This window comes from Bradyrhizobium sp. USDA 4502, from assembly GCF_054063355.1.
On record NZ_JBSSGF010000001.1, the window covers coordinates 1329954 to 1350735 of the forward strand.

At 65.3% G+C, this 20782-nt stretch carries 21 protein-coding genes; 12 read left to right on the forward strand and 9 right to left on the reverse strand.

The genetic code is table 11. The features are described 5' to 3' along the window. Nucleotides 1-14: 14 nt before the first annotated feature. A complete protein-coding gene (locus ACVW1B_RS05925; RefSeq protein WP_141340861.1) occupies nt 15-1241 on the reverse strand; it encodes a cytochrome P450 in 1227 nt (408 codons plus the stop codon). Nucleotides 1242-1315: 74 nt separating this feature from the next. Then, entirely contained in the window at nt 1316-1522 is a 207-nt protein-coding gene (locus ACVW1B_RS05930; RefSeq protein ID WP_016842874.1) for a ferredoxin, read from the reverse strand. Nucleotides 1523-1730: 208 nt separating this feature from the next. Here ACVW1B_RS05930 and ACVW1B_RS05935 point away from each other — a divergent pair, with 208 nt between their 5' ends. Beyond that, nucleotides 1731-2363, forward strand: a complete 633-nt coding sequence (locus tag ACVW1B_RS05935; protein WP_076827173.1) for a TetR/AcrR family transcriptional regulator — start codon at nt 1731-1733, stop codon at nt 2361-2363. Nucleotides 2364-2563: 200 nt separating this feature from the next. Here the strand turns inward: ACVW1B_RS05935 and ACVW1B_RS05940 are convergent, their stop codons facing one another. After that, entirely contained in the window at nt 2564-3988 is a 1425-nt protein-coding gene (locus tag ACVW1B_RS05940; protein ID WP_310882619.1) for an amidase, read from the reverse strand. A gap of 88 nt (nt 3989-4076) precedes the next feature. On the opposite strand from ACVW1B_RS05940, the gene ACVW1B_RS05945 reads away from it, so the two are divergent. Next, nucleotides 4077-4931, forward strand: a complete 855-nt coding sequence (locus ACVW1B_RS05945) for an alpha/beta hydrolase (protein WP_456821335.1) — start codon at nt 4077-4079, stop codon at nt 4929-4931. Between the two features lie 116 nt (nt 4932-5047). Here ACVW1B_RS05945 and ACVW1B_RS05950 read toward each other — a convergent pair whose 3' ends face one another. After that, nucleotides 5048-5824, reverse strand: a complete 777-nt coding sequence (locus ACVW1B_RS05950; RefSeq protein WP_057017642.1) for an SDR family oxidoreductase — start codon at nt 5822-5824, stop codon at nt 5048-5050. A 168-nt stretch (nt 5825-5992) separates the two neighbouring features. Here ACVW1B_RS05950 and ACVW1B_RS05955 point away from each other — a divergent pair, with 168 nt between their 5' ends. Further along, nucleotides 5993-7072, forward strand: coding sequence for a tartrate dehydrogenase (locus ACVW1B_RS05955; protein ID WP_310882617.1), 1080 nt, complete (start codon nt 5993-5995; stop codon nt 7070-7072). Nucleotides 7073-7462: 390 nt separating this feature from the next. Here the strand turns inward: ACVW1B_RS05955 and ACVW1B_RS05960 are convergent, their stop codons facing one another. From ACVW1B_RS05960 to ACVW1B_RS05970, 3 genes are all read right to left on the reverse strand, one after another. Beyond that, nucleotides 7463-8374, reverse strand: a complete 912-nt coding sequence (locus ACVW1B_RS05960) for an NAD(P)-dependent oxidoreductase (RefSeq protein WP_456781212.1) — start codon at nt 8372-8374, stop codon at nt 7463-7465. Between the two features lie 31 nt (nt 8375-8405). Next, nucleotides 8406-9656, reverse strand: a complete 1251-nt coding sequence (locus tag ACVW1B_RS05965; RefSeq protein WP_456781211.1) for an allantoate amidohydrolase — start codon at nt 9654-9656, stop codon at nt 8406-8408. A 123-nt stretch (nt 9657-9779) separates the two neighbouring features. After that, a complete protein-coding gene (locus ACVW1B_RS05970; protein WP_057017643.1) occupies nt 9780-10697 on the reverse strand; it encodes a LysR family transcriptional regulator in 918 nt (305 codons plus the stop codon). Between the two features lie 120 nt (nt 10698-10817). On the opposite strand from ACVW1B_RS05970, the gene ACVW1B_RS05975 reads away from it, so the two are divergent. The 6 genes from ACVW1B_RS05975 (at nt 10818) to ACVW1B_RS06000 (ending at nt 16434) form a co-directional block, all read left to right on the forward strand. After that, nucleotides 10818-11636 carry a putative hydro-lyase gene (locus ACVW1B_RS05975; protein ID WP_057017644.1) on the forward strand — a complete coding sequence of 273 codons (819 nt, stop codon included), beginning with the start codon at nt 10818-10820 and terminating at the stop codon, nt 11634-11636. 87 nt (nt 11637-11723) lie between these two features. Next, nucleotides 11724-12971, forward strand: a complete 1248-nt coding sequence (locus ACVW1B_RS05980; RefSeq protein ID WP_316397836.1) for an ABC transporter substrate-binding protein — start codon at nt 11724-11726, stop codon at nt 12969-12971. Between the two features lie 191 nt (nt 12972-13162). Next, nucleotides 13163-14041, forward strand: a complete 879-nt coding sequence (locus ACVW1B_RS05985) for a branched-chain amino acid ABC transporter permease (protein ID WP_026192487.1) — start codon at nt 13163-13165, stop codon at nt 14039-14041. Further along, nucleotides 14041-15018, forward strand: a complete 978-nt coding sequence (locus ACVW1B_RS05990) for a branched-chain amino acid ABC transporter permease (RefSeq protein ID WP_016842863.1) — start codon at nt 14041-14043, stop codon at nt 15016-15018. The genes ACVW1B_RS05985 and ACVW1B_RS05990 overlap by 1 nt, the downstream gene beginning before the upstream one ends. Continuing rightward, a complete protein-coding gene (locus tag ACVW1B_RS05995) occupies nt 15015-15746 on the forward strand; it encodes an ABC transporter ATP-binding protein (protein WP_253640332.1) in 732 nt (243 codons plus the stop codon). The genes ACVW1B_RS05990 and ACVW1B_RS05995 overlap by 4 nt, the downstream gene beginning before the upstream one ends. After that, nucleotides 15730-16434 (forward strand): ABC transporter ATP-binding protein, encoded by a 705-nt coding sequence (locus ACVW1B_RS06000; protein WP_018270525.1) that lies wholly within the window; start codon nt 15730-15732, stop codon nt 16432-16434. The genes ACVW1B_RS05995 and ACVW1B_RS06000 overlap by 17 nt, the downstream gene beginning before the upstream one ends. A 176-nt stretch (nt 16435-16610) precedes the next feature. On the opposite strand, the gene ACVW1B_RS06005 is transcribed toward ACVW1B_RS06000, so the two are convergent. Together ACVW1B_RS06005 and otnC are read right to left on the reverse strand one after the other, a co-directional pair. Beyond that, nucleotides 16611-16868, reverse strand: a complete 258-nt coding sequence (locus ACVW1B_RS06005) for a hypothetical protein (protein ID WP_253635992.1) — start codon at nt 16866-16868, stop codon at nt 16611-16613. Nucleotides 16869-16919: 51 nt separating this feature from the next. Beyond that, entirely contained in the window at nt 16920-17576 is a 657-nt protein-coding gene (otnC, locus tag ACVW1B_RS06010; protein ID WP_253609630.1) for a 3-oxo-tetronate 4-phosphate decarboxylase, read from the reverse strand. A gap of 178 nt (nt 17577-17754) precedes the next feature. On the opposite strand from otnC, the gene ltnD reads away from it, so the two are divergent. From ltnD to otnK, 3 genes are read left to right on the forward strand one after another with little or no spacing between them, the layout of a single operon-like run. After that, the gene (ltnD, locus tag ACVW1B_RS06015) at nt 17755-18684 is read left to right on the forward strand and encodes an L-threonate dehydrogenase (RefSeq protein WP_375167102.1); all 930 of its coding nucleotides are present in this window, start codon (nt 17755-17757) and stop codon (nt 18682-18684) included. A gap of 12 nt (nt 18685-18696) precedes the next feature. Next, entirely contained in the window at nt 18697-19479 is a 783-nt protein-coding gene (gene otnI / locus ACVW1B_RS06020) for a 2-oxo-tetronate isomerase (RefSeq protein ID WP_456821336.1), read from the forward strand. Continuing rightward, a complete protein-coding gene (otnK, locus tag ACVW1B_RS06025) occupies nt 19476-20765 on the forward strand; it encodes a 3-oxo-tetronate kinase (protein ID WP_456781205.1) in 1290 nt (429 codons plus the stop codon). The genes otnI and otnK overlap by 4 nt, the downstream gene beginning before the upstream one ends. Nucleotides 20766-20782: the final 17 nt, after the last annotated feature.

Here is a 20782-nt window from a genome sequence, read left to right on the forward strand (position 1 = left end):
CGCTGTCCGGTTCCTCAGGCGTTGTTGCCGAACAGAACGGGCAGTTGACGCGGGCCGCGCACCGTGCCTTCCGACCAGGTGACCTTGCCGGCCGGATCGAGCCGGAAATCAGGGATTCGCTTCAGCCATTCCTCGATCGCGACCTGCATCTCCATCCGCGCAAGGTTGGAACCGACGCAGCGGTGGATGCCGAGGCCGAAGGCGGCGTGGCGGTTCTCCTTGCGGTCGATCACCACCTTGTCCGCATCGGGGAACATGGCGGGATCGCGATTGGCGGCGGGGAAGGACAGCAGCACCATGTTGCCTGCCTTCACCGGGCAGCCGGAGATCGTGGTCTCCTTCATCACCTCGCGCGCCATCGTCACCGGCGAATACGCGCGCAGGAATTCCTCGATCGCGGTCGGGATCAGCGCCGGCTCCGCAATCAGGCGCTCGCGATCGGCCGGCGTCTTGGCGAGGTGCCAGAGCGAGGAGCCGATCGCGCTCCAGGTGGTGTCGATGCCGGCGATCAAGAGCAGCCGCAGCGAGCCGAGCACATGCTCGTCGGTGAGCGGCTGGCCGCCGGGGCCCTTTGCCCGCAGCAGCTGCGAGATCAGATCGTCGCCCGGCTCAAGCTTGCGCTGCTCGAGATGGGCCACGAAGTAGCCGGTCATCTCGCGCACGCCGTTCATCAGCTCGTCTTCGTTCTTGATGCCGAGCTCGAGGATCTGGTGGATCCATTTGATGAACAGGTCGCCGTCCTTCTCGGGAATTCCCAGCATATGGGCGATGGCGCGCACCGGGATGTGCTTGGTGTAGCGCGCGGCGGCGTCGCAATGGCCATCGGCGATGAATTCGTCGATCAGCTCGTTGCAGATCGCGCGCACCCGCGGCTCCAGCCGCTTCATCGCGTCCGGCGTGAACGGCGGCAGCAGCACCTGCTTGGCGGGCTTGTGCTCCGGCGGATCGGAGGTGATCGGCGGCGCGCGAGCGGTGATCTCGGGGCGGATGTCGCGCACGATGACGCGGCGCGAGGAGAAGTGCTCGGTGTCGTAGGCGATCTCCTTCACCGCCTGATAGGTGGTCGGCATGTAGCAGCCGAGGAAGCGCTCGGTATGCACGACGGGCGAAGCCGCGCGCAGCGTCTCCCAGATCGGGAACGGGTCGTCGGTCCAGACCGGATCGGTATGGTCGAAATCGTGCACCCAGTCGGAGACCGGGGGATGTTCGGGCAGATAGCTTGCGGACGGGGAATCGGACATCAGCTCGTTTCCTTCTCGTTCGATCAAACGCTGGTTGGCTCAACGGGCGGCGCACGGCCGTCCCCGGCTGGCCGTCATTCCTCGGTGACTTCGATCGCGATTTCCGGGCAATTGGTCTGCGCGAGCCAGGCCTTGTCCTCGAGCCCGGCCGGGACCGTCCCGTCGCCGACCTCATGGGCGTTGCCGTATTCGTCGAGCTCGAACAGTTCGGGGGCGAGTGATTTGCAGCGGGCGTGACCCTGGCACTTGTCCTGGTCGACGCGGATTCTGAGCTTGGACATGCAAGCACCTCCCTCGGCTCTGGCGCATTGTGGGTTGCGCCGGGTTCCTCATTCCGGTTTATGCAAGCCTTGTTTAGGCAAGTTCTTGTTTAGGCAAGCTCTTGGCTTGCTTGGGCGGCCGGCCCTCTTAACCGGATCGCCAAGTTATAGTATATTACATTATCGTCGCGCTTGCGCGTCAAGCGAAAATTCAGCGATCATTGCCGCAATGGGACAAATCGTTCGTAAGCCGTTCAAAACCTACCACCATGGCGACCTCCGCGAAGCCCTGATCCAGGCCGCGTTACGCGAGGTCGAGCTCGGTGGTCCCGAGGCGATCAGCATCAAGGCGCTGGCCAAGCAGCTCGGCGTCTCGCAGCCGGCGCCGTACCGGCACTTTGCCGACCGCGAGGCGCTGCTGGAGGCGGTGACCGCGGAAGCCTTCCGGCAGTTCAACGTGATCATGCGCGAGGCGATCGAGCAGTCGAGCAAGGGCTCGAAACTGTCGCGCTTTGCCCAGGCCGCGCTCGCCTTCGGGCTCGAGCGCCACGGCATCTACCGGCTGATGTTCGCGTCGCGCACCATGGCCTGCGCGCCGAAGGGCAGCGAGCTGCACACCGCGGCGATGGAAACGCTGGCACTGCTGATCGAGTCGTTCGAGGCGCCCGCGGTCGGCCTGCTGCGCGAGCGGCAGGCGCTGAAGATCTGGGCCGGGCTGCACGGCATCGTGATGCTCGCCGAGCAGGGACTGCTGACCGGCGAGTCCGCGCAGATCAGCCGCGAGGAGTTGCTGGACGAAATCGTCGAGCAGACCAAGGCGGCACTCACCGTGGCGCTGCAGGCGACCGAAGATAAGGCGTAGGGCAGATCGTCTGCAGCCTATCCCTTCGTCCCATAGAGATAGATAGCCCCGTCATTGCGAGGAGCTCGCGACAAAATTGCAGAGCAATTTTGCGCTGAAACGACGAAGCAATCCATCGTTCTGCGCGCTCGGTGACAGATTGCTTCGCTTCGCTCGCAATGACGAAGTGGAGGGTATCGCCCGCCTCTCCACCATAAGGGTCAGGATCGCGGCGGCCGCGGATCGATCGGGGTGGTGCCGCGCACGCCCAGAATGTCCTCCAGCACTTTCGCGCCGGCCAGAAGCTGCGCCTCGGCGCGCGGCTTTGCGACCATCTGCAGGCCGACCGGCAGGCCCGAGGCGGTGAAGCCGCAGGGCAGCGACAGCGCCGGGCAGCAGGCCAGCGTGATCGCGTAGACGATGCCGAGCCATTCGACGTAGTTGTCGAACTTCTTGCCGTCGCACTCGGCGACATAGCGGTTCTCGACCGGAAACGGCGCCACGATGGTCGCGGGCGCCAGCAGCAGGTCGTACTTGTCGAAGAATTCGAGCGCACGCGCCGTCATCGCGACGCGCTGCGCCTCGGCGCGTTCGAGCTTCTCGACCGTGAGCTTCAACCCTTCCTCGATGTTCCAGATCACCTCGGGCTTCAGCAGATCGCGTTTGGTGCGCAGCAGTTCGGCCTTGCTGATTGCGAAATCGAACGCGCGCAGCACGTGGAAGCATTCATGGGCTTCGCTGAAATCGGGATGCGCCTCCTCGACGATCGCACCGGCTGCCGCGAACCGCTCCGCCGCCTTGCGGGTCACCGCCTTGACCTCGGGATCGACCGGCGTGATGCCGAGATCGGGCGAATAGGCGATGCGCTTCGGCCTGCTGCCTGACCGCGCCGCCGACAGGAACGACGTCGGCAGTGCGGGCAGCGACAGCGGATCGGCGGCATGCTCGCCGCTCATCGCGTCGAGCAGCAGCGCGAGGTCCTCGACATTGCGCGCCATCGGTCCCTGCTGGCCGAGCGTGCGGTCGACGCCGAATTTCGGCGTCTGCGCGACGCGGCCGATCGACGGCCGGAGGCCGACGATGCCGCAGAAGCTCGCCGGGTTGCGCAGGCTGCCGCCCATGTCGGAGCCGTGCGCCAGCCACGCGGTGCCGCTCGCAAGTGCCGCCGCGGCGCCGCCGGAGGAGCCGGCGGCCGAGCGCGATGTGTCCCAGGGATTGCGGGTCGGGCCGAACACCTCGTTGAAGGTGTTGGCGCCGGCGCCGAATTCCGGCGTGTTCGACTTGGCGTAGATCACGCCGCCATTCTCTTCGAGACGCTCGACCAGGATGTCGGATTTCGCCGGGACGTTGTCCTTGAAGATCGGCGAGCCCAGCGTGGTCAGCACGCCGGAGACGGCGGTGAGGTCCTTGATCGGAACCGGAAGGCCTGCGAGCAGGCCGCGCTCACTGACCGGTTTCTGCATCAGGGCCTTGGCGTGGGTGCGGGCGCGGTCGAAGCAGAGCGTCGGCAGCGCGTTGACCTTGCCGTCCACCTCGGCGATGCGCGTCTCCAGCACGTCGAGCAGATCGAGCGGCGTGACGTCGCCGGCCTTCAGCTTCTCGACGACGGCACACGCCGTTTCCTTCACCAAGCCCTGATCAGCCATGCACCGTTGCTCCTATGCCTTCTGTTTGCTTGTGCTGTAGAACATTTCCTGCCGTCGTGGCAATGCGACGAGAACCGAAGGGGCAGGGATGGCAGCGTTGTTTTCCGCGCTGGACTGGCGCGCGATGAGCCAGCAGGAGCGTGACCTCGGCTTGAACAACGGCGTTGCCGTCAAGGGCAGCGCTGAGATCGCCGCCGGCTGGGAGCAACGCTCGGCGGCACTGCGGCAAAAGCACGCCGGCCATCTCGACCTCAGATACGGCTCGCGCGAGCGCAACCGGATCGACTTCCTGAAAGTCCGCGACGGCGCACCGACGCTCTTGTTCATCCACGGCGGCTATTGGCAGACCCGTGCCAAGGAAGTGTTCACGATCTTCGCCGAGGGGCCGATGGCCCACGGCATCAATGTCGCGCTGATCGGCTATACGCTCGCGCCCGATGCGACGCTCGATGACATCGTCGCCGAGATCCATGCCGGCATCGACTTTCTGGCCGCACAGTTGCCCGCGCTCGGGGCCGCTGCCGAGGGCATCGTGGTGTCGGGCTGGTCGGCCGGCGGACATCTGACATCGCTGGCGCTGTCGAACGGCCATGTCCGGGCCGGCATGGCGATCTCGGGCATCTACGACCTCGAGCCGATCAGGCATTCCTACCTCAACGAAAAGCTGAGGCTCGACGAAGCGGCGTCGCGGCGCAACTCGCCGATGATGGCGGAAGGCGGCACGGCAAAGCCGCTGTCGCTGGTGGTCGGCAGCGCCGAGCTGCCGCTGCTGCGCAAGCAGACCGCCGATTTCGCCGGCCATCGCGCCCGTTACGGCCTGCCGGTGACCTATGAGGAGATCGCCGGCGCCGATCATTTCTCCATCATGAACCAGATGCTGGCGCCGCAGGGCCGCATCACGACGCTGATCCGGCAGCTGTTCGAGCGGACGGCGTCGTCCTGAGGTGCGAGCCTCTTCGGCGAGCCTCGAAGGATGGCGCAGCCCGTGGCCCATCCTTCGAGACGCCGCGCTACGCGCGGCTCCTCAGGATGACGGCGGTACAAGCGGAGGGGCGATTTCTAACCCCATCCCGACGTCAGCCCGCCATCCACCGTGTAGATCACGCCCGACGTATAGCCCGCGCGGTCGGAGGCGAGGAACGCCATCAGGTCGCCGATCTCGCGTGCATGTGCGGGCCGGCCGAGCGGCAGGCCCTTCTGGAATTCCTTGTAGCGGTTCTCGTCGCCGAACTGGTTCTTGGCGCGGGTCTTGAGCAGCGTGACGTGGCGGTCGGTCCCGACCGGGCCGGGATTGATGCCGACGACGCGGATATTGTCGGCGAGGCTCTTGCCGCCGAGCGCGCGGGTGAACGCCATCAGCGCGGCATTGCCGGCGCTGCCGCAGATGTAATTGGCGTCGAACTTCTCGCCGGCCGCGCCGATGTCATTGACGATCACGCCTCCGCCGCGCGCCTTCATCTGGGCGTAGATCGCGCGCGTCAGATTGACGTAACCGAACACCTTGAGCTCCCACGCATGCCGCCAGGTCGCCTCGTCGATCTTGTCGATCGAGCCGCCGGGGATATCGCCGGCATTGTTGACAAGGATATCGATGTCGGCGGCCTCCCCGGCGAGGCGCGCGAGATCCTCGGACTTGCGCAGATCCACCACGCTGGTCGCGGCAGATATCTGGTGCGCGGAGCGCAGCCGCTCGGCGAGCGCCTTGAGCTGGTCGCCGTTGCGGGCGGCGAGCAGGAGGTTGGCGCCTTCCTCGGCAAAGGCTTCGGCGGCGGCCGCGCCAATGCCCTTGGAGGCGCCGGTGATCAGGACACGCTTGCCGCGCAGATGCAGATCCATGGGATGTCTCGCTTGGTATGAGGAGTGGGTGTCGGCGAATTTGGTGGGGCAGGGTCGCGCCGCGGTCAACACTGCACTGCAGCGTTGCGCTCGCGCAAAGTTTGGTCCATTGCAGGACCATCAGAATAGGCGGCATTGCCGGCCGGGCAAATCACAAGGGTGTTCTCGATGAGCAGCGCAAAGAAGCAGTATCGGATTGCGGTCATTCCCGGCGACGGCATCGGCAAGGAAGTGATGCCGGAGGGCCTACGCGTCATCGAGGCGGCGGCCAAGAAGCACGGCGTCGACGTGAAGTTCGACCATTTCGACTTCGCCTCTTACGACTATTACGAGAAGCACGGCGAGATGATGCCGGCCGACTGGAAGAACCAGATCGGCAAGCATGATGCGATCTATTTCGGCGCGGTCGGCTGGCCGGCGAAAATACCTGACCATATCTCGTTGTGGGGATCGCTCATAAAATTCCGCCGCGAGTTCGACCAGTACGTCAATCTGCGCCCGGTGCGGCTGATGCCCGGCGTGCCGTCGCCGCTGGCGAACCGCAAGCCCGGCGACATCGATTTCTGGGTGGTGCGCGAGAACACCGAGGGCGAATACTCTTCCGTCGGCGGCCGCATGTTCCCGGACACTGACCGCGAATTCGTCACCCAGCAGACCGTGATGACCCGCACCGGCGTCGATCGCATCCTGAAATTCGCGTTCGACCTCGCGCAGTCGCGGCCGAAGAAGCATCTGACGTCGGCGACCAAGTCGAACGGCATCTCCATCACCATGCCCTACTGGGACGAGCGCGTGGAGGCGATGGCCAAGAAATATCCCGGCGTGAAGTGGGACAAGTACCACATCGATATCCTGACCGCGAACTTCGTGCTGCATCCGGACTGGTTCGACGTCGTGGTCGGCTCCAATTTGTTCGGGGACATCCTCTCCGATCTCGGCCCGGCCTGCACCGGCACGATCGGCATCGCGCCGTCGGGCAACATCAATCCGGAAGGCGACTTCCCCTCGGTGTTCGAGCCGGTCCATGGCTCGGCGCCTGACATCGCCGGGCAGGGCATTGCCAACCCGATCGGCATGATCTGGTCGGGCGCGATGATGCTGGAGCATCTCGGCGAGAAGCAGGCGGCGGCTGCGATCGTCGGCGCGATCGAGCGCACGCTCGGCGAACGCACGCTGCGCACGCGCGATCTCGGCGGCAATGCCGACACCACGGCGTGCGGCACGGCCGTCGCGGAGATGGTGGATTAGGCTGCGCCGTCAAGCACGGGGTCGTCCTGGCGAAAGCCAGGACCCATTACCCCGAGTGCTTGTTGTGTTGCTGGGTCTGACCACCGCCCTGCGCGATGACGCAGGCCGGTGGTAATGGGTCCTGGATCGCGCTCGCTACGCTCGCTTGTCCAGGACGACGTCGTTATTGATTGCTTCGCAATCTGCGTAGGGCGGGTTAGCCACCCTACGGCCACTGTCGTCCATGCGAAAGCAGGGACCCATAACCACAGGGTCTCGTTGTTGGTGCTCGCTGTGCCCCCAGCCTTCGTGACAATGGGCAGTGATGGTTATGGGTCCCGGCTCGCGCGGAGCCTGTCATCGGGCGGCGCTTTGCGCCGACCCGTTGGCTTGGCCGGGACGACGGTGAAATCATCCCTTCACGATCCTTCGGCAGTGCTCCCACGCCGCGTGGATCAAATTCTCGCTCGCCTCGGGCGTGCGGAAGGCGGAGTGCGCCGACAGCGTCACGTTCGGGATCCTGGTCAGCGGGTGATCCTTCGGCAGCGGCTCGATGTTGTAGACGTCGAGGCCGGCGTGGCGGATGTGGCCCGAATTGAGCGCATCGATCATCGCCTGCTCGTCGACGATCGCGCCGCGCGCGGTGTTGATCAGCACCACACCCTTTTTCATCTTCGCGATCTTGTCGCGCGTGATCAGGTCGCGGGTCTCGTCATTCAGCAGCAGGTGGATCGAAACCACGTCGCTGCTCGCCAGCACGGTGTCGAGATCGACGAATTCGACACCCGGATGGCTCTTGGCCGACCGGTTCCAGGCGATCACCTTCATGCCGCTGCCGAGTGCGATGCGGGCGACCTCGGCGGCGATGCCGCCGAAGCCGACCAGGCCGAGTGTCTTGCCGGTGAGCTGCATGCCGTCTTCTCGCAGCCAGTTGCCGGCGCGCATCTCGCGGTCCATCTGCGCGATCACGCGCGCCGACGACCACATCAGCGCGATCGCTGACTCCGCGACCGCGGTGTCGCCATAGCCCTTGATCAGGTGCACGGAGATGCCGAGCTCGGCGAGCTCTTCCGGGTTCATGTAGCTGCGCGCGCCGGTGCCGAGGAACACGACGTGCTTCAGGCCGGCGCACTTCTTCGCAACATCGGTCGGCAGCGCGGTGTGGTCGACCACCGCGATCTCGGCGCCGTCGAGCACCGCTGGATAGTCCTCGGACTTGATGTCGGGGTTGCGGTTGATCCGCATCCTGGGATCGCCTGGCTTTTCCAACCGCTCCGTGATGACAGCGAGCGATTCATTGGCGTCGACAAACACTGCGCGCACGAAAGCCTCCATCGATGAGGAGAAAGGAAGATCAGGACGCGACGCCGGCGAGCGCCAGCACCGTATGCATCAGGACGTTGGCGCCGGCGGCGCAATCGGTCTGCTTGGCATCTTCCAGCTCGTTATGGCTGACGCCGTCCTTGCAGGGCACGAACACCATTGCTGCCGGCATCACCGTGTTGAGGTTGCAGGCGTCGTGGCCGGCGCCCGAGGTGATGCGGCGGTGCGAATAGCCAAGCTGCTTCGCGGCATTCTCGACCGCGTCGACCAGCTTGGGATCGAAATGCGTCGGCGCCTTGCGCCAGACGAGATCAAGCTGCACCTCGACCTTGCGCTTTGCTGCGATCTCGCTCACGGCGGCACGCAGGTCGCGGTCCAGCGCATCCATGATCGTGGCGTCGGCACTGCGGCAATCCACCGTGAAGGCGATCTCGCCGGGGATGACGTTGCGCGAGGGCGCGGCGATCACGGCCTCGCCGATGGTGCCGACCGCCTTCGGGCCGTGCTGCTTCGCGATGCTCTCCATCGCCAGCACGATCTCGGACAGCGTCGCCAGCGCATCGCGGCGCAGCGGCATCGGGGTCGAGCCGGCGTGGCTTTCGAAGCCGGTGATCTTGCCGTCGTACCACAACACGCCCTGGCCGGAATCGACCACGCCGATGGTCTTGTTCTCGGCCTCCAGGATCGGGCCCTGCTCGATATGCAGCTCGACGAAGCTGGTGAACTTCTGGCGGCCGACCGGGGCGTCGCCGCGATAACCGATCGTGTCGAGCGCCTGCGCCACCGTGACGCCCTCGGCGTCCTTGCGCGACAGGATGTCGTCGGTGGTGAAGTCGCCGACATAGGCGGCCGAGGCCATCATCGCCGGCGCAAAGCGCGAGCCTTCCTCATTGGTCCAGTTGCAAATGCAGATCGGCAGCTCGGTCTCGATCCCGGCATCGTTCAGCGTGCGCACCATTTCGAGCGCCGCCAGCGTGCCGAGCACGCCGTCATATTTGCCGCCGGTCGGCTGGGTGTCGAGATGCGAGCCGACGCCGATCGGCGGCTTCGACATGTCCCGTCCTTTCCTCAACCCGAACATCGAGCCGAGCGCGTCGACCTGCACCTCGAGGCCGGCGTCCGCGCATGCCTTGCGGAACCAGTCGCGCACCTGCTTGTCTTCGGCGCTCAAGGTCAGCCGCCGCACACCGCCCTTGGGCGTTGCACCGAACTGCGCGGTTTCGTGGATGGTGCCCCAGAGACGGGCGGAATCGATCTGCAGGTTGGTGGCGGCTCGGCTCATGTCGTCAGTCCATTTGTATTCGGTCATTCCGGGATGGTCCGAAGGACCAGACCCGGAATCTCGAGATTCCGGGTTCGATGCTCGCGCATCGCCCCGGAATGACAGTTCATCTCCGGCAATCGTTCAATGACGCGCCACTCTCGCGCCGTCAACCGCCACGCTCGTCTGCGCGATCTGCCTGGCGAGATTGGCGACGCGCTCGATGGCGACCGCATCGGGCGAGGCGAGCCAGCTCGCGGTGAAGGTGAGGGGCGGCAGCTTGAGGTCGGTATCGAGCAGCAGCAGCCGCCCGTCGGCAAGCTCGTTCTCGACGATCGCCGCCGGGATCACCGCGATGCCAAGCCCTTCATTGGCCATGTGGATCACGGTCGCGAGCGAGGTCGAGGCGTGCAGCCGGATCGGCGGCAGATCGGGGGCGTTGAACAGCGCGCGCACGGTCTCGTAGGGCTGGGTCTTGCGCGGAAAGGTGATGATCGGAAACCGCGCCAGGTCCTGCCGCGCCACCGGGCCGTCGCCGAGGCCGAGCGCCGGGCTCGCCAGGAAACCGATCGGGTAATCGCACAGCACGTGGTTGTGCGCGCCGGACGCCGAGACCGGTCCAAGCACGAAGGCGAGCTCGATCTCCTGCGCCAGCAGCCGCTGCGTCAGATTGGGCGTGATGTCGACCTCGATCTCGAGCGACAGGTTTGGGTAGACCTCGTTGACGCTCTTGACGAGGCGCGGCAGCCAGGTGTGCACGATGGTCTCCGCGACACCGAGCCGCAGCGCGCCGCGCATCGCCGAACGGTCGCCGACCTCGGCCATCATCTCCGAACGCAGGCCGATCAGCTTCTCGGCATAGATCATCATCAGCCGTCCACTCGGGGTCGGCGAGGCCACCCGGTGGTCGCGGTTGAGCAGCTTGACGCCCATTTCGCGCTCGAGCTGGGCAATGCGCTGGGAGATCGCCGGCTGGGTGGTGTTGAGCCGCTGGGCGGCGCCGCGGAAGCTGCCGAGCTTGACGACCCAAAGAAATGTCTCGATCGAGCGGAAGTCCGTCATTGGAAGCATTTTCCCGATCGATAAATCTGTTTTATCGATTTTGATTAGAAAGGACGATTAGACATTATATCACGCTTGGTGTTGGTTTGTCCTTGTCGAGATTATGGGCAGGAGAATCCCATGACTGTTTTTGCGGCAGTGCAGCGATCTCAGGGGGAACCAGTGCCGGCGAGCGTCGAAGCGCGCCGCGCCTGCCGTGACGGCGTGGCCTCGGCCACCACAGCCGGCCTCGCCAACGGTTTCGTCCAGGGCAATCTCGCGATCCTGCCGGAAAAGCTCGCCGGCGCCTTCCACCGCTTCTGCCAGCTCAATCCGAAGCCGTGCCCGATCATCGGCATGTCTGACGTCGGCGATCCCCGCATTCCGGCCCTTGGTCTCGACCTCGACATCCGCACCGACGTGCCGCGCTACCGGGTCTGGCGCGACGGCGAGGTGGCGGACGAGCCGACCGACATCACCAAATACTGGCGCGACGATCTCGTCACCTTCGTGCTCGGCTGCTCCTACTCGTTCGAGGAGGCGCTGCTGGATGAGGGCCTGCCGATCCGTCACATTGAACGCAATCTGCGTGTGCCAATGTACCGCACCAATATCGCCTGCAGCCCGTCGGGGCCGTTCGCGGGACCCATGGTGGTGTCGATGCGCCCGTTCAAGCCGGCGGATGCGATCCGCGCGGTGCAGATCACCTCGCGCTTCCCGTCGGTGCATGGCGCGCCGGTCCATCTCGGCCATCCGCATGCGATCGGCATCAAGGATATCGCCAAGCCCGATTACGGCGATGCGGTACCGGTCGCCGATGACGAGATCCCGGTGTTCTGGGCCTGTGGCGTCACGCCGCAATCGGTGATCGCAAGTGCGAAGCTGCCGTTCGCGATCACGCATTCGCCGGGCCTGATGCTGGTGACCGATCTCAGGAACAAGCAGCTCGCTGTGCTCTGAATAGGCAATTCGTGCAATTCATTGAGGCTTTACTGCGCGCTACAAGCGTCACATCGATAATAACAAGCTGACCAAGGGGAAATTTCGATGACGATCTCTCGCCGTAACGTGTTGCTGGGTGCCACTGCCGCTGCCGCGCTCGGTCCGATGGCCGCGCGCGCACAGACCAGTGAAGTGGCAATCGGCGTGATCTATCCGCTCTCGGGCGCCAGCGCCCAGATCGGCGTCGACGCGCAGCGCGCGTTCGAGACCGCGGCAGACATCATCAACAAGAACTATGACTTCGCATTGCCGCTCGCCAAGGGCGAGGGCCTGTCCGGCCTCGGCGGCGCCAAGGTCAAGCTTGTGTTCGCCGACCACCAGGCCGATCCGCAAAAGGGCCGCGCCGAAGCCGAGCGCCTGATCACGCAGGAGAAGGTCTGCGCCGTGATCGGCACCTATCAGAGCGCGGTCGCCGTCACCGTCAGCCAGATCTGCGAGCGCTACGGCGTTCCGTTCCTCTCCGCCGACAATTCCTCGCCGAGCCTGCATCGGCGCGGCCTGAAATACTATTTCCGCGCCTCGCCGCATGACGAGATGTTCTCGACCGCGATGTTCGACTTCTTCGATGCGATGAAGAAGAAGGGCCAGAAGATCGAGACGCTGGCGCTGTTCCACGAGGACACCATCTTCGGTACCGATTCGGCGAACGCGCAGACCAAGCTCGCCGCCGAGCGCGGCTACAAGATCGTGGCCGACATCAAGTACCGCGCCAACTCGCCGTCGCTGACCGCCGAGGTGCAGCAGCTCAAGGCGGCGAATGCCGACGTGCTGATGCCGTCGAGCTACACCACCGACGCGATCCTCCTGGTCAAGACCATGGCCGAGCTCGGCTACAAGCCGAAGAACATCATGGCGCAGGACGCCGGCTTCTCGGAAAAGGCGACCTACGACGCGGTCGGCGACAAGCTCGAGGGAGTGATCTCGCGCGGCAGCTTCTCGCTCGACCTGGCGCAGAAGCGGCCGATGGTCGGTCTGATCAACGAGATGTACCGCGCCAAGTCGGGCAAGGACTTCAACGACTATTCGTCGCGCCAGTTCATGGGCCTGATCGTGATGGCGGACGCCATCAACCGCGCCAAGTCGACCGACGGCGACAAGATCCGCGAGGCGCTGGTCGCCACCGACATGCCGGGCGATCAGACCATCATGCCGTGGCGGCGCGTCAAGTTCGACGAGATGGGGCAGAACAACTTCGCCGATCCGGTGCTGTTGCAGTACTCCGCGAAGAACTTCGTGACGATCTTCCCGGAACAGGCCGCCGTCTCCGAGGCGATCTGGCCGATGAACAGCTGATCGGTCGGGCGCCAGAGGGGGCAAGCGGCGGTGACAGCCGAAGACATCATTCAGAGTCTCGCATGTTCCGTCATTGCGAGCGAAGCGAAGCAATCCATGTCTCCGCGAAAAGGAAGCATGGATTGCTTCGTCGCTTCGCTCCTCGCAATGACGGGGTCTAAAGACAATGGTCGGAACATGGAGCGTCGACGGTGACAGCCGAGACCATTATCCAGAGTTTGGCGAGCGGCCTGTTGATGGGGCTGCTCTACGGACTGATCGCCGCAGGCCTCGCATTGATCTTCGGATTGATGGACGTCGTGAATTTCGCGCACGGCGAGTTCCTGATGATCGCGATGTACGCGACCTTCTTCCTGTTCGCGTTCTTCGCGATCGATCCCTTGCTCTCGGCGCCGCTGGTCGCCGCGGCACTGTTCGTGTTCGGTGCGGTGGTCTATCTATTGATCGTCCGCTTCGCGATGCGCGCCAAGGCCAATGCCGGCATGGTGCAGATCTTCTCGACCTTCGGGCTGGCGATCGTGATGCGGGGCCTCGCCCAGTTCTTCTTCACGCCCGACTACCGCAGCGTCACCAACTCCTGGGTCGGCGGCAAGACGGTGTCGATCGCCGGCATCTATCTGCCGGAGCCGCAGCTGATCGGCGCGATGCTCTCGATCGCGGCCTTTGTCGCGCTGTACTTCTTCATCAATCGCACCGATTTCGGCCGCGCGCTCGAGGCGACGCGCGAAGACGCCGGCGCGGTGGCGCTGGTCGGCATCGACAAGAACCGGGTGTTCGCGCTCGGCTGGGGCCTCGGTGCGGCGCTGGTCGGCCTCGCCGGCGCCATCATGGCGATCTTCTTCTACGTCTACCCCGACGTGGGCGCGTCGTTCGCCCTGATCGCCTACGTCACCGTGGCGCTCGGCGGCTTCGGCAGCGTGTTCGGCGCCTTTGCCGGCGGCATCATCGTCGGCCTGGTGGAAGCAACCACCGCGCTGATCCTGCCGCCGTCGCTGAAATCGGTCGGCATCTATGCCGTTTACCTGCTGGTCGTCTTCATCCGCCCGCGTGGCCTGTTCGGATCGATGTGATGGACACCCAGTTCGCCCAACGCCGCAGGCGTGACCTGATCGTGGCGGCCTGCCTCGCGGTGATCGCCGCGCTGGTGCCGCTGTTTGTCAAGGACGTCTACGTCCAGAACATCATGGTGCTGACGCTGATGTATGCGGCGCTGTCGCAGAGTTGGAACATCCTGTCCGGCTATTGCGGACAGATCTCGCTCGGCCATGCGCTGTATTTCGGGCTCGGCGCCTACACCACCGCGCTCTTGTTCACCAAGTTCGGCGTGCTGCCGTGGTTCGGCATGCTGGCGGGCGGGGCGATCTCCGCATTGATCGCGATGGCGCTCGGCTACCCCTGCTTCCGCCTGCGCGGGCATTATTTCGTGATCGCGACCATCGTGATCGCCGAGATCGCGCTGCTGTTGATCCAGAACTGGGATTGGGCCGGCGCCGCGCTCGGCATCGACATCCCGGTGCGCGGCGACAGCTGGCTGAAATTCCAGTTCACCCGCTCGAAGCTGCCTTACTTCTATTTCGCGCTGGCGCTGGCCTGCATCGCCTGGTTCGTCACCTGGTGGCTGGAGGATTCCAAATGGGGCTACTGGTGGCGCGCGGTGAAGGACAATCCCGATGCGGCCGAAAGCCTCGGCGTGGTCGTGTTCAATTCCAAGATGGGCGCGGCGGCGGTCTCGGCCTTCCTCGTTGCGGTCGGCGGCAGCTTCTACGCCCAGTTCGTCTCCTACATCGATCCTGAAAGCGTGATGGGCTTCCAGTTCTCGCTGCTGATGGCGCTGCCTGCGGTGCTTGGCGGCATCGGCACCTTGTGGGGCCCGGTGCTGGGCGCGGTCATCCTGATCCCGCTCACCGAGCTGACGCGCTCGTTCATCGGCGGCTCCGGGCGCGGCGTCGACCTCATCGTCTACGGCACGTTGATCGTCGTGATCTCGCTGGCGCTGCCGCGCGGACTGGTCAGCGTGTTCTCCCTGCGCAAGGGAGCTGCACGATGACGGCGCTGCTGGAAACGCGCGGAGTATGGCAGCGCTTCGGCGGCCTCGTCGCCAACAGCGATGTCTCGATCTCGGTCGGGCGCGGCGAGATCGTCGGCCTGATCGGCCCCAACGGCGCCGGCAAGTCGACGCTGTTCAACCTGATCGCGGGCGTGCTGCCGCCGAGCCAGGGCTCGATCATCTTCGACGGCGAGGACGTGACCAAGCTACCGGCGGCGGAACGCTGCCAGCGCGGCGTCGGGCGTACCTTCCAGGTCGTCAAGAGTTTTGAGACCATGACCGTGATCGACAACGTCATCGTCGGCGCGCTGATCCGCAACACCAAGATGCGCATCGCGCGGCAGAAGGCCTACGAGGTGCTGGAGTTCTGCGGCCTTGCCGCGCGCGCCGACAAGCTCGCCGCCGACCTCGTGCCGTCGGAGAAGCGCCGGCTCGAGGTGGCCCGCGCGCTCGCCACAGAGCCGAAGCTGCTGCTGCTCGACGAAGTCCTCACCGGGCTGACGCCGGTCGAGGCGCAGACCGGCGTCGAGCTGGTGCGCAAGGTCCGCGCCGCCGGCATCACCGTGCTGATGGTCGAGCATGTGATGGAGATCGTGATGCCGCTGGTCGATCGCGCCATCGTGCTGAATCTCGGCAAGGTGCTGGTCGAGGGCAAGCCGACTGAGGTCGTCCGCAATCCGGAAGTCATTTCTGCCTATCTCGGGGATCGTCATGCTGTCGGTGCGTGAAGTCACCACCGCCTATCAGGGCCTGGTCGCGATCTCCTCGGTGTCGATCGACGTCACCAAGGGCGAGATCGTCTGCGTCGCCGGCGCCAACGGCGCGGGCAAGTCGACGCTGTTGAAATCGATCGCCGGCGCCGAGCGGCCGCGCGCAGGCACCGTCACCTTCGACGGCAAGCGCATCGACGGCCAGCCGCAGCACGTCATCACGTCAAGCGGCATCGCTTACGTGCCGGAGAACCGCCGGCTGTTTCCGCGGCTGTCGGTGCGCGACAATTTGCGCCTCGGCAGCTATCTCTACCGCAGTCAGTCTGACCGCGACGCGCCGCTCGATCTGGTGTTCAAGCTGTTCCCGCGGCTTGGCGAACGGCTCGACCAGCGCGCCGAGACGCTGTCCGGCGGCGAGCAGCAGATGCTTGCGATCGGCCGCGCGCTGATGACGCGGCCGCGGCTTCTGATGCTCGACGAACCGTCGCAGGGCATCATGCCGAAACTGGTCGACGAGATCTTCCAGGCCGTGAAGCGCATCCGCGACGCCGGCATGACGGTCCTGATCGTCGAGCAGCGCATGGCCGAATGCCTCGAGATCGCCGACCGCGCCTACATCCTGCAGACCGGCCGCGTGCTGATGCAGGGCACCGCCGCCGAGATCAGCGGCAATCCCGACGTGCGCAAGGCGTATCTGGGGCTGTAGCGACGGAATATCTCCACGCTCGCACCTCCAGCGACGAAGGCTTTGCCTTTGCGCGGGGATGACGCCAGTGTATGCGGTGCGCGCAATCCAGCCCGTAGCCCGGATGAGCGCAGCGACATCCGGGGCGTCCCGCATATCGCTGCGCTCATGCGGGCTACTGATCCAGCCCACGCAGCCTACTTGCTCTCGTCGATCTTCTCGACCTTGGCGGCGAGGTCCGGCACGCGGCTGACGCGATAGGTCGCGTTGCTGCATGTCAGCGTCCAGGCCTCGTTGTCGGGCTTGGAGAGCTTGTCGTCCCGCTCGGCCTTGAGCGGCTTGTCGCAAGGATAGCCCTGCGCGCGCAACTGGGTTGCCAGCATGCCTTGCAAAGTCTCTTCGGTCCGTCCGTCCGACGCCGCAAGGCCGACGGCAAACGGTATCGCTAACGCCAAGCCTGTGAATCTCATCACGACTGTCTTCCGCATATCGATCCTCCGCTTGATCTAGTGAGGGTGATCCGGCAGCACGAGCCCGAACGTCCTGGTCAAATCCGCCACCTGGTCGGGCGACAAATAGCGCGGGTTCAGCCCGCGCAGCAGCAGATAGAGCTTTGCGGTTTCCTCCAGCTCCTCGGTCGCGAACACCGCCGCTTCCAGCGTATCGCCCGACACGACGGGCCCATGATTGGCGAGCAGCACCGATGAATATTTCCCGGCCAGCCCCCGGATCGCGTCGGCAACGGCGGGATCGCCGGGGCGATAATAGGGCACCAGCGCGGTCTGGCCGCACTTCATGACGTAATAGGCCGTCATCGGCGGCAGCGCGGCGCGCGGGTCGATCTCCGGCAGCATCGAGAGCGCGACCGAATGGGTCGAGTGCAGGTGCACCACGGCGCCGGCCGTCGTGCGGGTCTGGTAGAGCGCGGTGTGCAGCGGCACTTCCTTGGTCGGGGCGTCGCCGGAGACCAGCCGGCCGTTGTCATCGAGCCGTGACATTTTCGCCGGATCGAGGAAGCCGAGCGAGGCGTTGGTCGGCGTCACCAGCCAGCCGCCGTCGTCGAGCCGGACGCTGATATTGCCCGAGGACCCCGGCGTCAGGCCGCGCTCGAACAGCGAGCGGCCGAAGCGGCAGATGTCCTCACGAAGCTTTGTTTCGCTCATCCGGTTTCGCTCGTGGCGCCATCCTTGGCGCTATCCGTTTTCCGCTTTGTCTCATGCTTTGGCAGCGCGGCCAAGCCGTGATAGGCAAGCAGCAACGAGCATGATCCGGACCCGGCCGGCCGCGCTGGCGCAAAGTGACAGCCGGTTTTCCGAAAAGGTCACGCTCAAACAACTAAAAATGTTCAGGGATCGCCACATGTCCAGTTCCGCAACATCACGTGTCGCCGTCATCGGGCTGGGCTCGATGGGATACGGCATGGCGACCTCGCTCAGGCGGGCCGGTTTCGAGGTGACCGGCTGCGACGTCACGGCCGATGCGGTGGCGCGCTTCGTCGCCGACGGCGGCAAGGGCGCCAAGTCGCCGGCCGAGGCAGCCCGGGATGCCGACATTGTCGTCAGCGTTGTCGTCAACGCAGCGCAGACTGAAGCGATCCTGTTCGGCAAGGACGGCGTCGCCGAGACCTTGGCGAAGGACGCGGTCTTCATCTCCTCGGCGACCATGGACCCTGATATCGCGCGGCGCCTCGCAAAGCAGCTCGAGGCGACCGGCCGGCACTATCTCGATGCCCCGATCTCCGGCGGCGCGCAGCGCGCGGCGCAGGGCGAATTGACGATTCTCGCCTCCGGCAGCGCCGCGGCATTTGCGAAGGCGCGGCCTGCACTCGATGCGATGGCGGCGAAACTCTACGAGCTTGGTGATGCCGCGGGGCAGGGCGCCGCGTTCAAGATGATCAACCAGCTGCTGGCCGGCGTGCATATCGCGGCCGCCTCAGAGGCGATCGCCTTTGCCGCCAGGCAGGGCCTCGACATCCGCAAGGTCTATGAGGTGATCACCGCCTCCGCCGGCAATTCCTGGATGTTCGAGAACCGCATGCCGCATGTGCTCGACGGCGACTATGCGCCGCGCAGCGCCGTCGAAATTTTTGTGAAGGACCTCGGCATCATCCAGGACATGGCGCGCAATGCACGCTTCCCGGTGCCGGTCTCGGCCGCGGCCTTGCAGATGTTCCTGATGACCGCGGCCGCCGGCATGGGCCGCGACGATGATGCGTCGGTGGCGCGGATGTATGCGCAGGTTACCGGCACCAAGCTTCCAGGCGAGAAATAAGAGGATCTTGCAATGCCCCGTTTTGCCGCCAACCTCACCATGATGTTCAACGAGGTCCCGTTCCTCGACCGCTTCGAGGCGGCCGCGAAGGCGGGCTTCACCGCGGTCGAGTTCCTGTTTCCTTACGACCATCCGGCCGAGGAGGTCGGCAAGCGGCTGAAAGGCAACGGGCTGACGCAGGCGCTGTTCAACTTGCCGCCGGGCGACTGGAACGCCGGCGAGAAGGGGTTTGCCGCGCTGCCGGACCGTTTCGCCGACCTCCAGCAAAGCCTGAAGACCGCGCTGCCCTATGTGCGGGCGACCGGCGTCAAGCGGGTGCATCTGATGGCGGGAATAGCCGACCGCAGCGATGCCAGGGCGGTCGCCGCGTTTCGCAAATCGGTCGCCCATGCCGCAGAGTTCTTCGCGCCGCACGGCCTCGACGTCGTGATCGAGCCGATCAATCCGCGCAACGTGCCCGGCTACTTCCTCAACGACTTCATCTTCGCGCGCGATCTGATCAACGAGCTTGGTATCGCGAACCTGAAGCTGCAGTTCGACATCTACCACTGCCAGATCATCCATGGCGACGTCACCATGCGGCTGCGTGAAATGATGCCGATCATCGGCCACGTCCAGATCGCGTCGATCCCCTCGCGCAACGAGCCCGACGGCGAGGAGCTGAACTATCCGTTCCTGTTCGGCGAGCTCGACCGGCTCGGCTACGGCGGCTTCGTCGGCTGCGAGTACAATCCGCGCGGCAAGACCACCGACGGTCTCGCCTGGTTCAAGCCCTATGCTGGAGTGAAGCCGTGACGCGAGCCGGAAAGCTGTCTCTCGGTTGCATCGCCGACGACTATACCGGCGCCTCCGACCTCGCCAACACGCTGACCCGCGCCGGCCTGCGCACGGTGCAGACCATCGGCGTGCCTGCGGACGATCTCGCGCTGCCCGAGGTCGACGCCGTCGTGGTGTCGCTGAAGAGCCGTTCGATCGAGGCCGGCCTCGCCGTGACGCGTTCGCGCGCAGCGGAGGCCTGGCTGCGCGGCCGCGGCGCCGAACATATCCTGTTCAAGATCTGCTCGACCTTCGATTCAACCGATGCCGGCAACATCGGCCCCGTGATGGACGCGCTGCGCGCCGATTCCAGGGATGCCATCGTGCTGGTGACTCCGGCATTCCCGGAGACCGGCCGCACCGTCTACCAGGGCAATCTGTTCGTCGGCTCGGTGCCGCTGAACGAGAGTCCGCTGAAGGACCACCCGCTCAACCCGATGCATGATTCCAATCTGGTTCGCGTGCTGGCGCGGCAAAGCACGACCAAGGTCGGCCTGGTCGATCTGGCGACGCTGAGCCGTGGCGCGGACGCCGTCCGGGCAAAGCTCGCCGAGCTCACGCAAAGCGGCATCGGCGCCACCATCGTCGATGCGGTGTTCGACCGCGACCTCGAGACCATCGGGCAGGTCGCGCTGGATCACCGTCTTTCAGTCGGCGCTTCCGGGATCGGGCTTGGCCTGGCGCGGGCGCTGGTCGCCGCGAGCAAAGCCAAACCGGACACCGCGGATGCGATGCTGGCGACGCCGGTCGGCGGCCCGGCGGCGTGCCTTGCCGGCAGTTGCTCGCAGGCGACCCTGCGCCAGATCGCAAACGCCGAGAAAGTGATGCCGGTCCTGCACCTCGATCCCGAGCAGGTGGTCGCCGGCAAGGACGAAACGCAGCGTGCGCTCGCCTGGGCCAGAGACCGGCTCGGGGCGGGGCCAATCCTGATTGCGAGCAGCTCGACCCCGGATCAGGTGGCAGCTGTGCAATCCCGTCATGGTCGCGATGCAGCCGGGCATGCCATCGAGCAGGCGATGGCCGACATCGCGGATGGTCTGGTGCAGTCGGGCGTGCACAGGCTGGTGGTCGCCGGTGGTGAAACTTCGGGCGCCGTGGTCGATCGCCTGCGCATTCCTGGATTCCTGGTCGGTGCGGAAATCGCCGCCGGCGTGCCGGTTCTGCGAGCGGTCGGCGCCGGGAGAGGCGAGATGGTGCTTGCCCTGAAATCAGGCAATTTCGGCGGGCCGGAGTTTTTCTCGGATGCGCTCGTGTTGATGCCTTGATGCGGCTGGCGCGCATC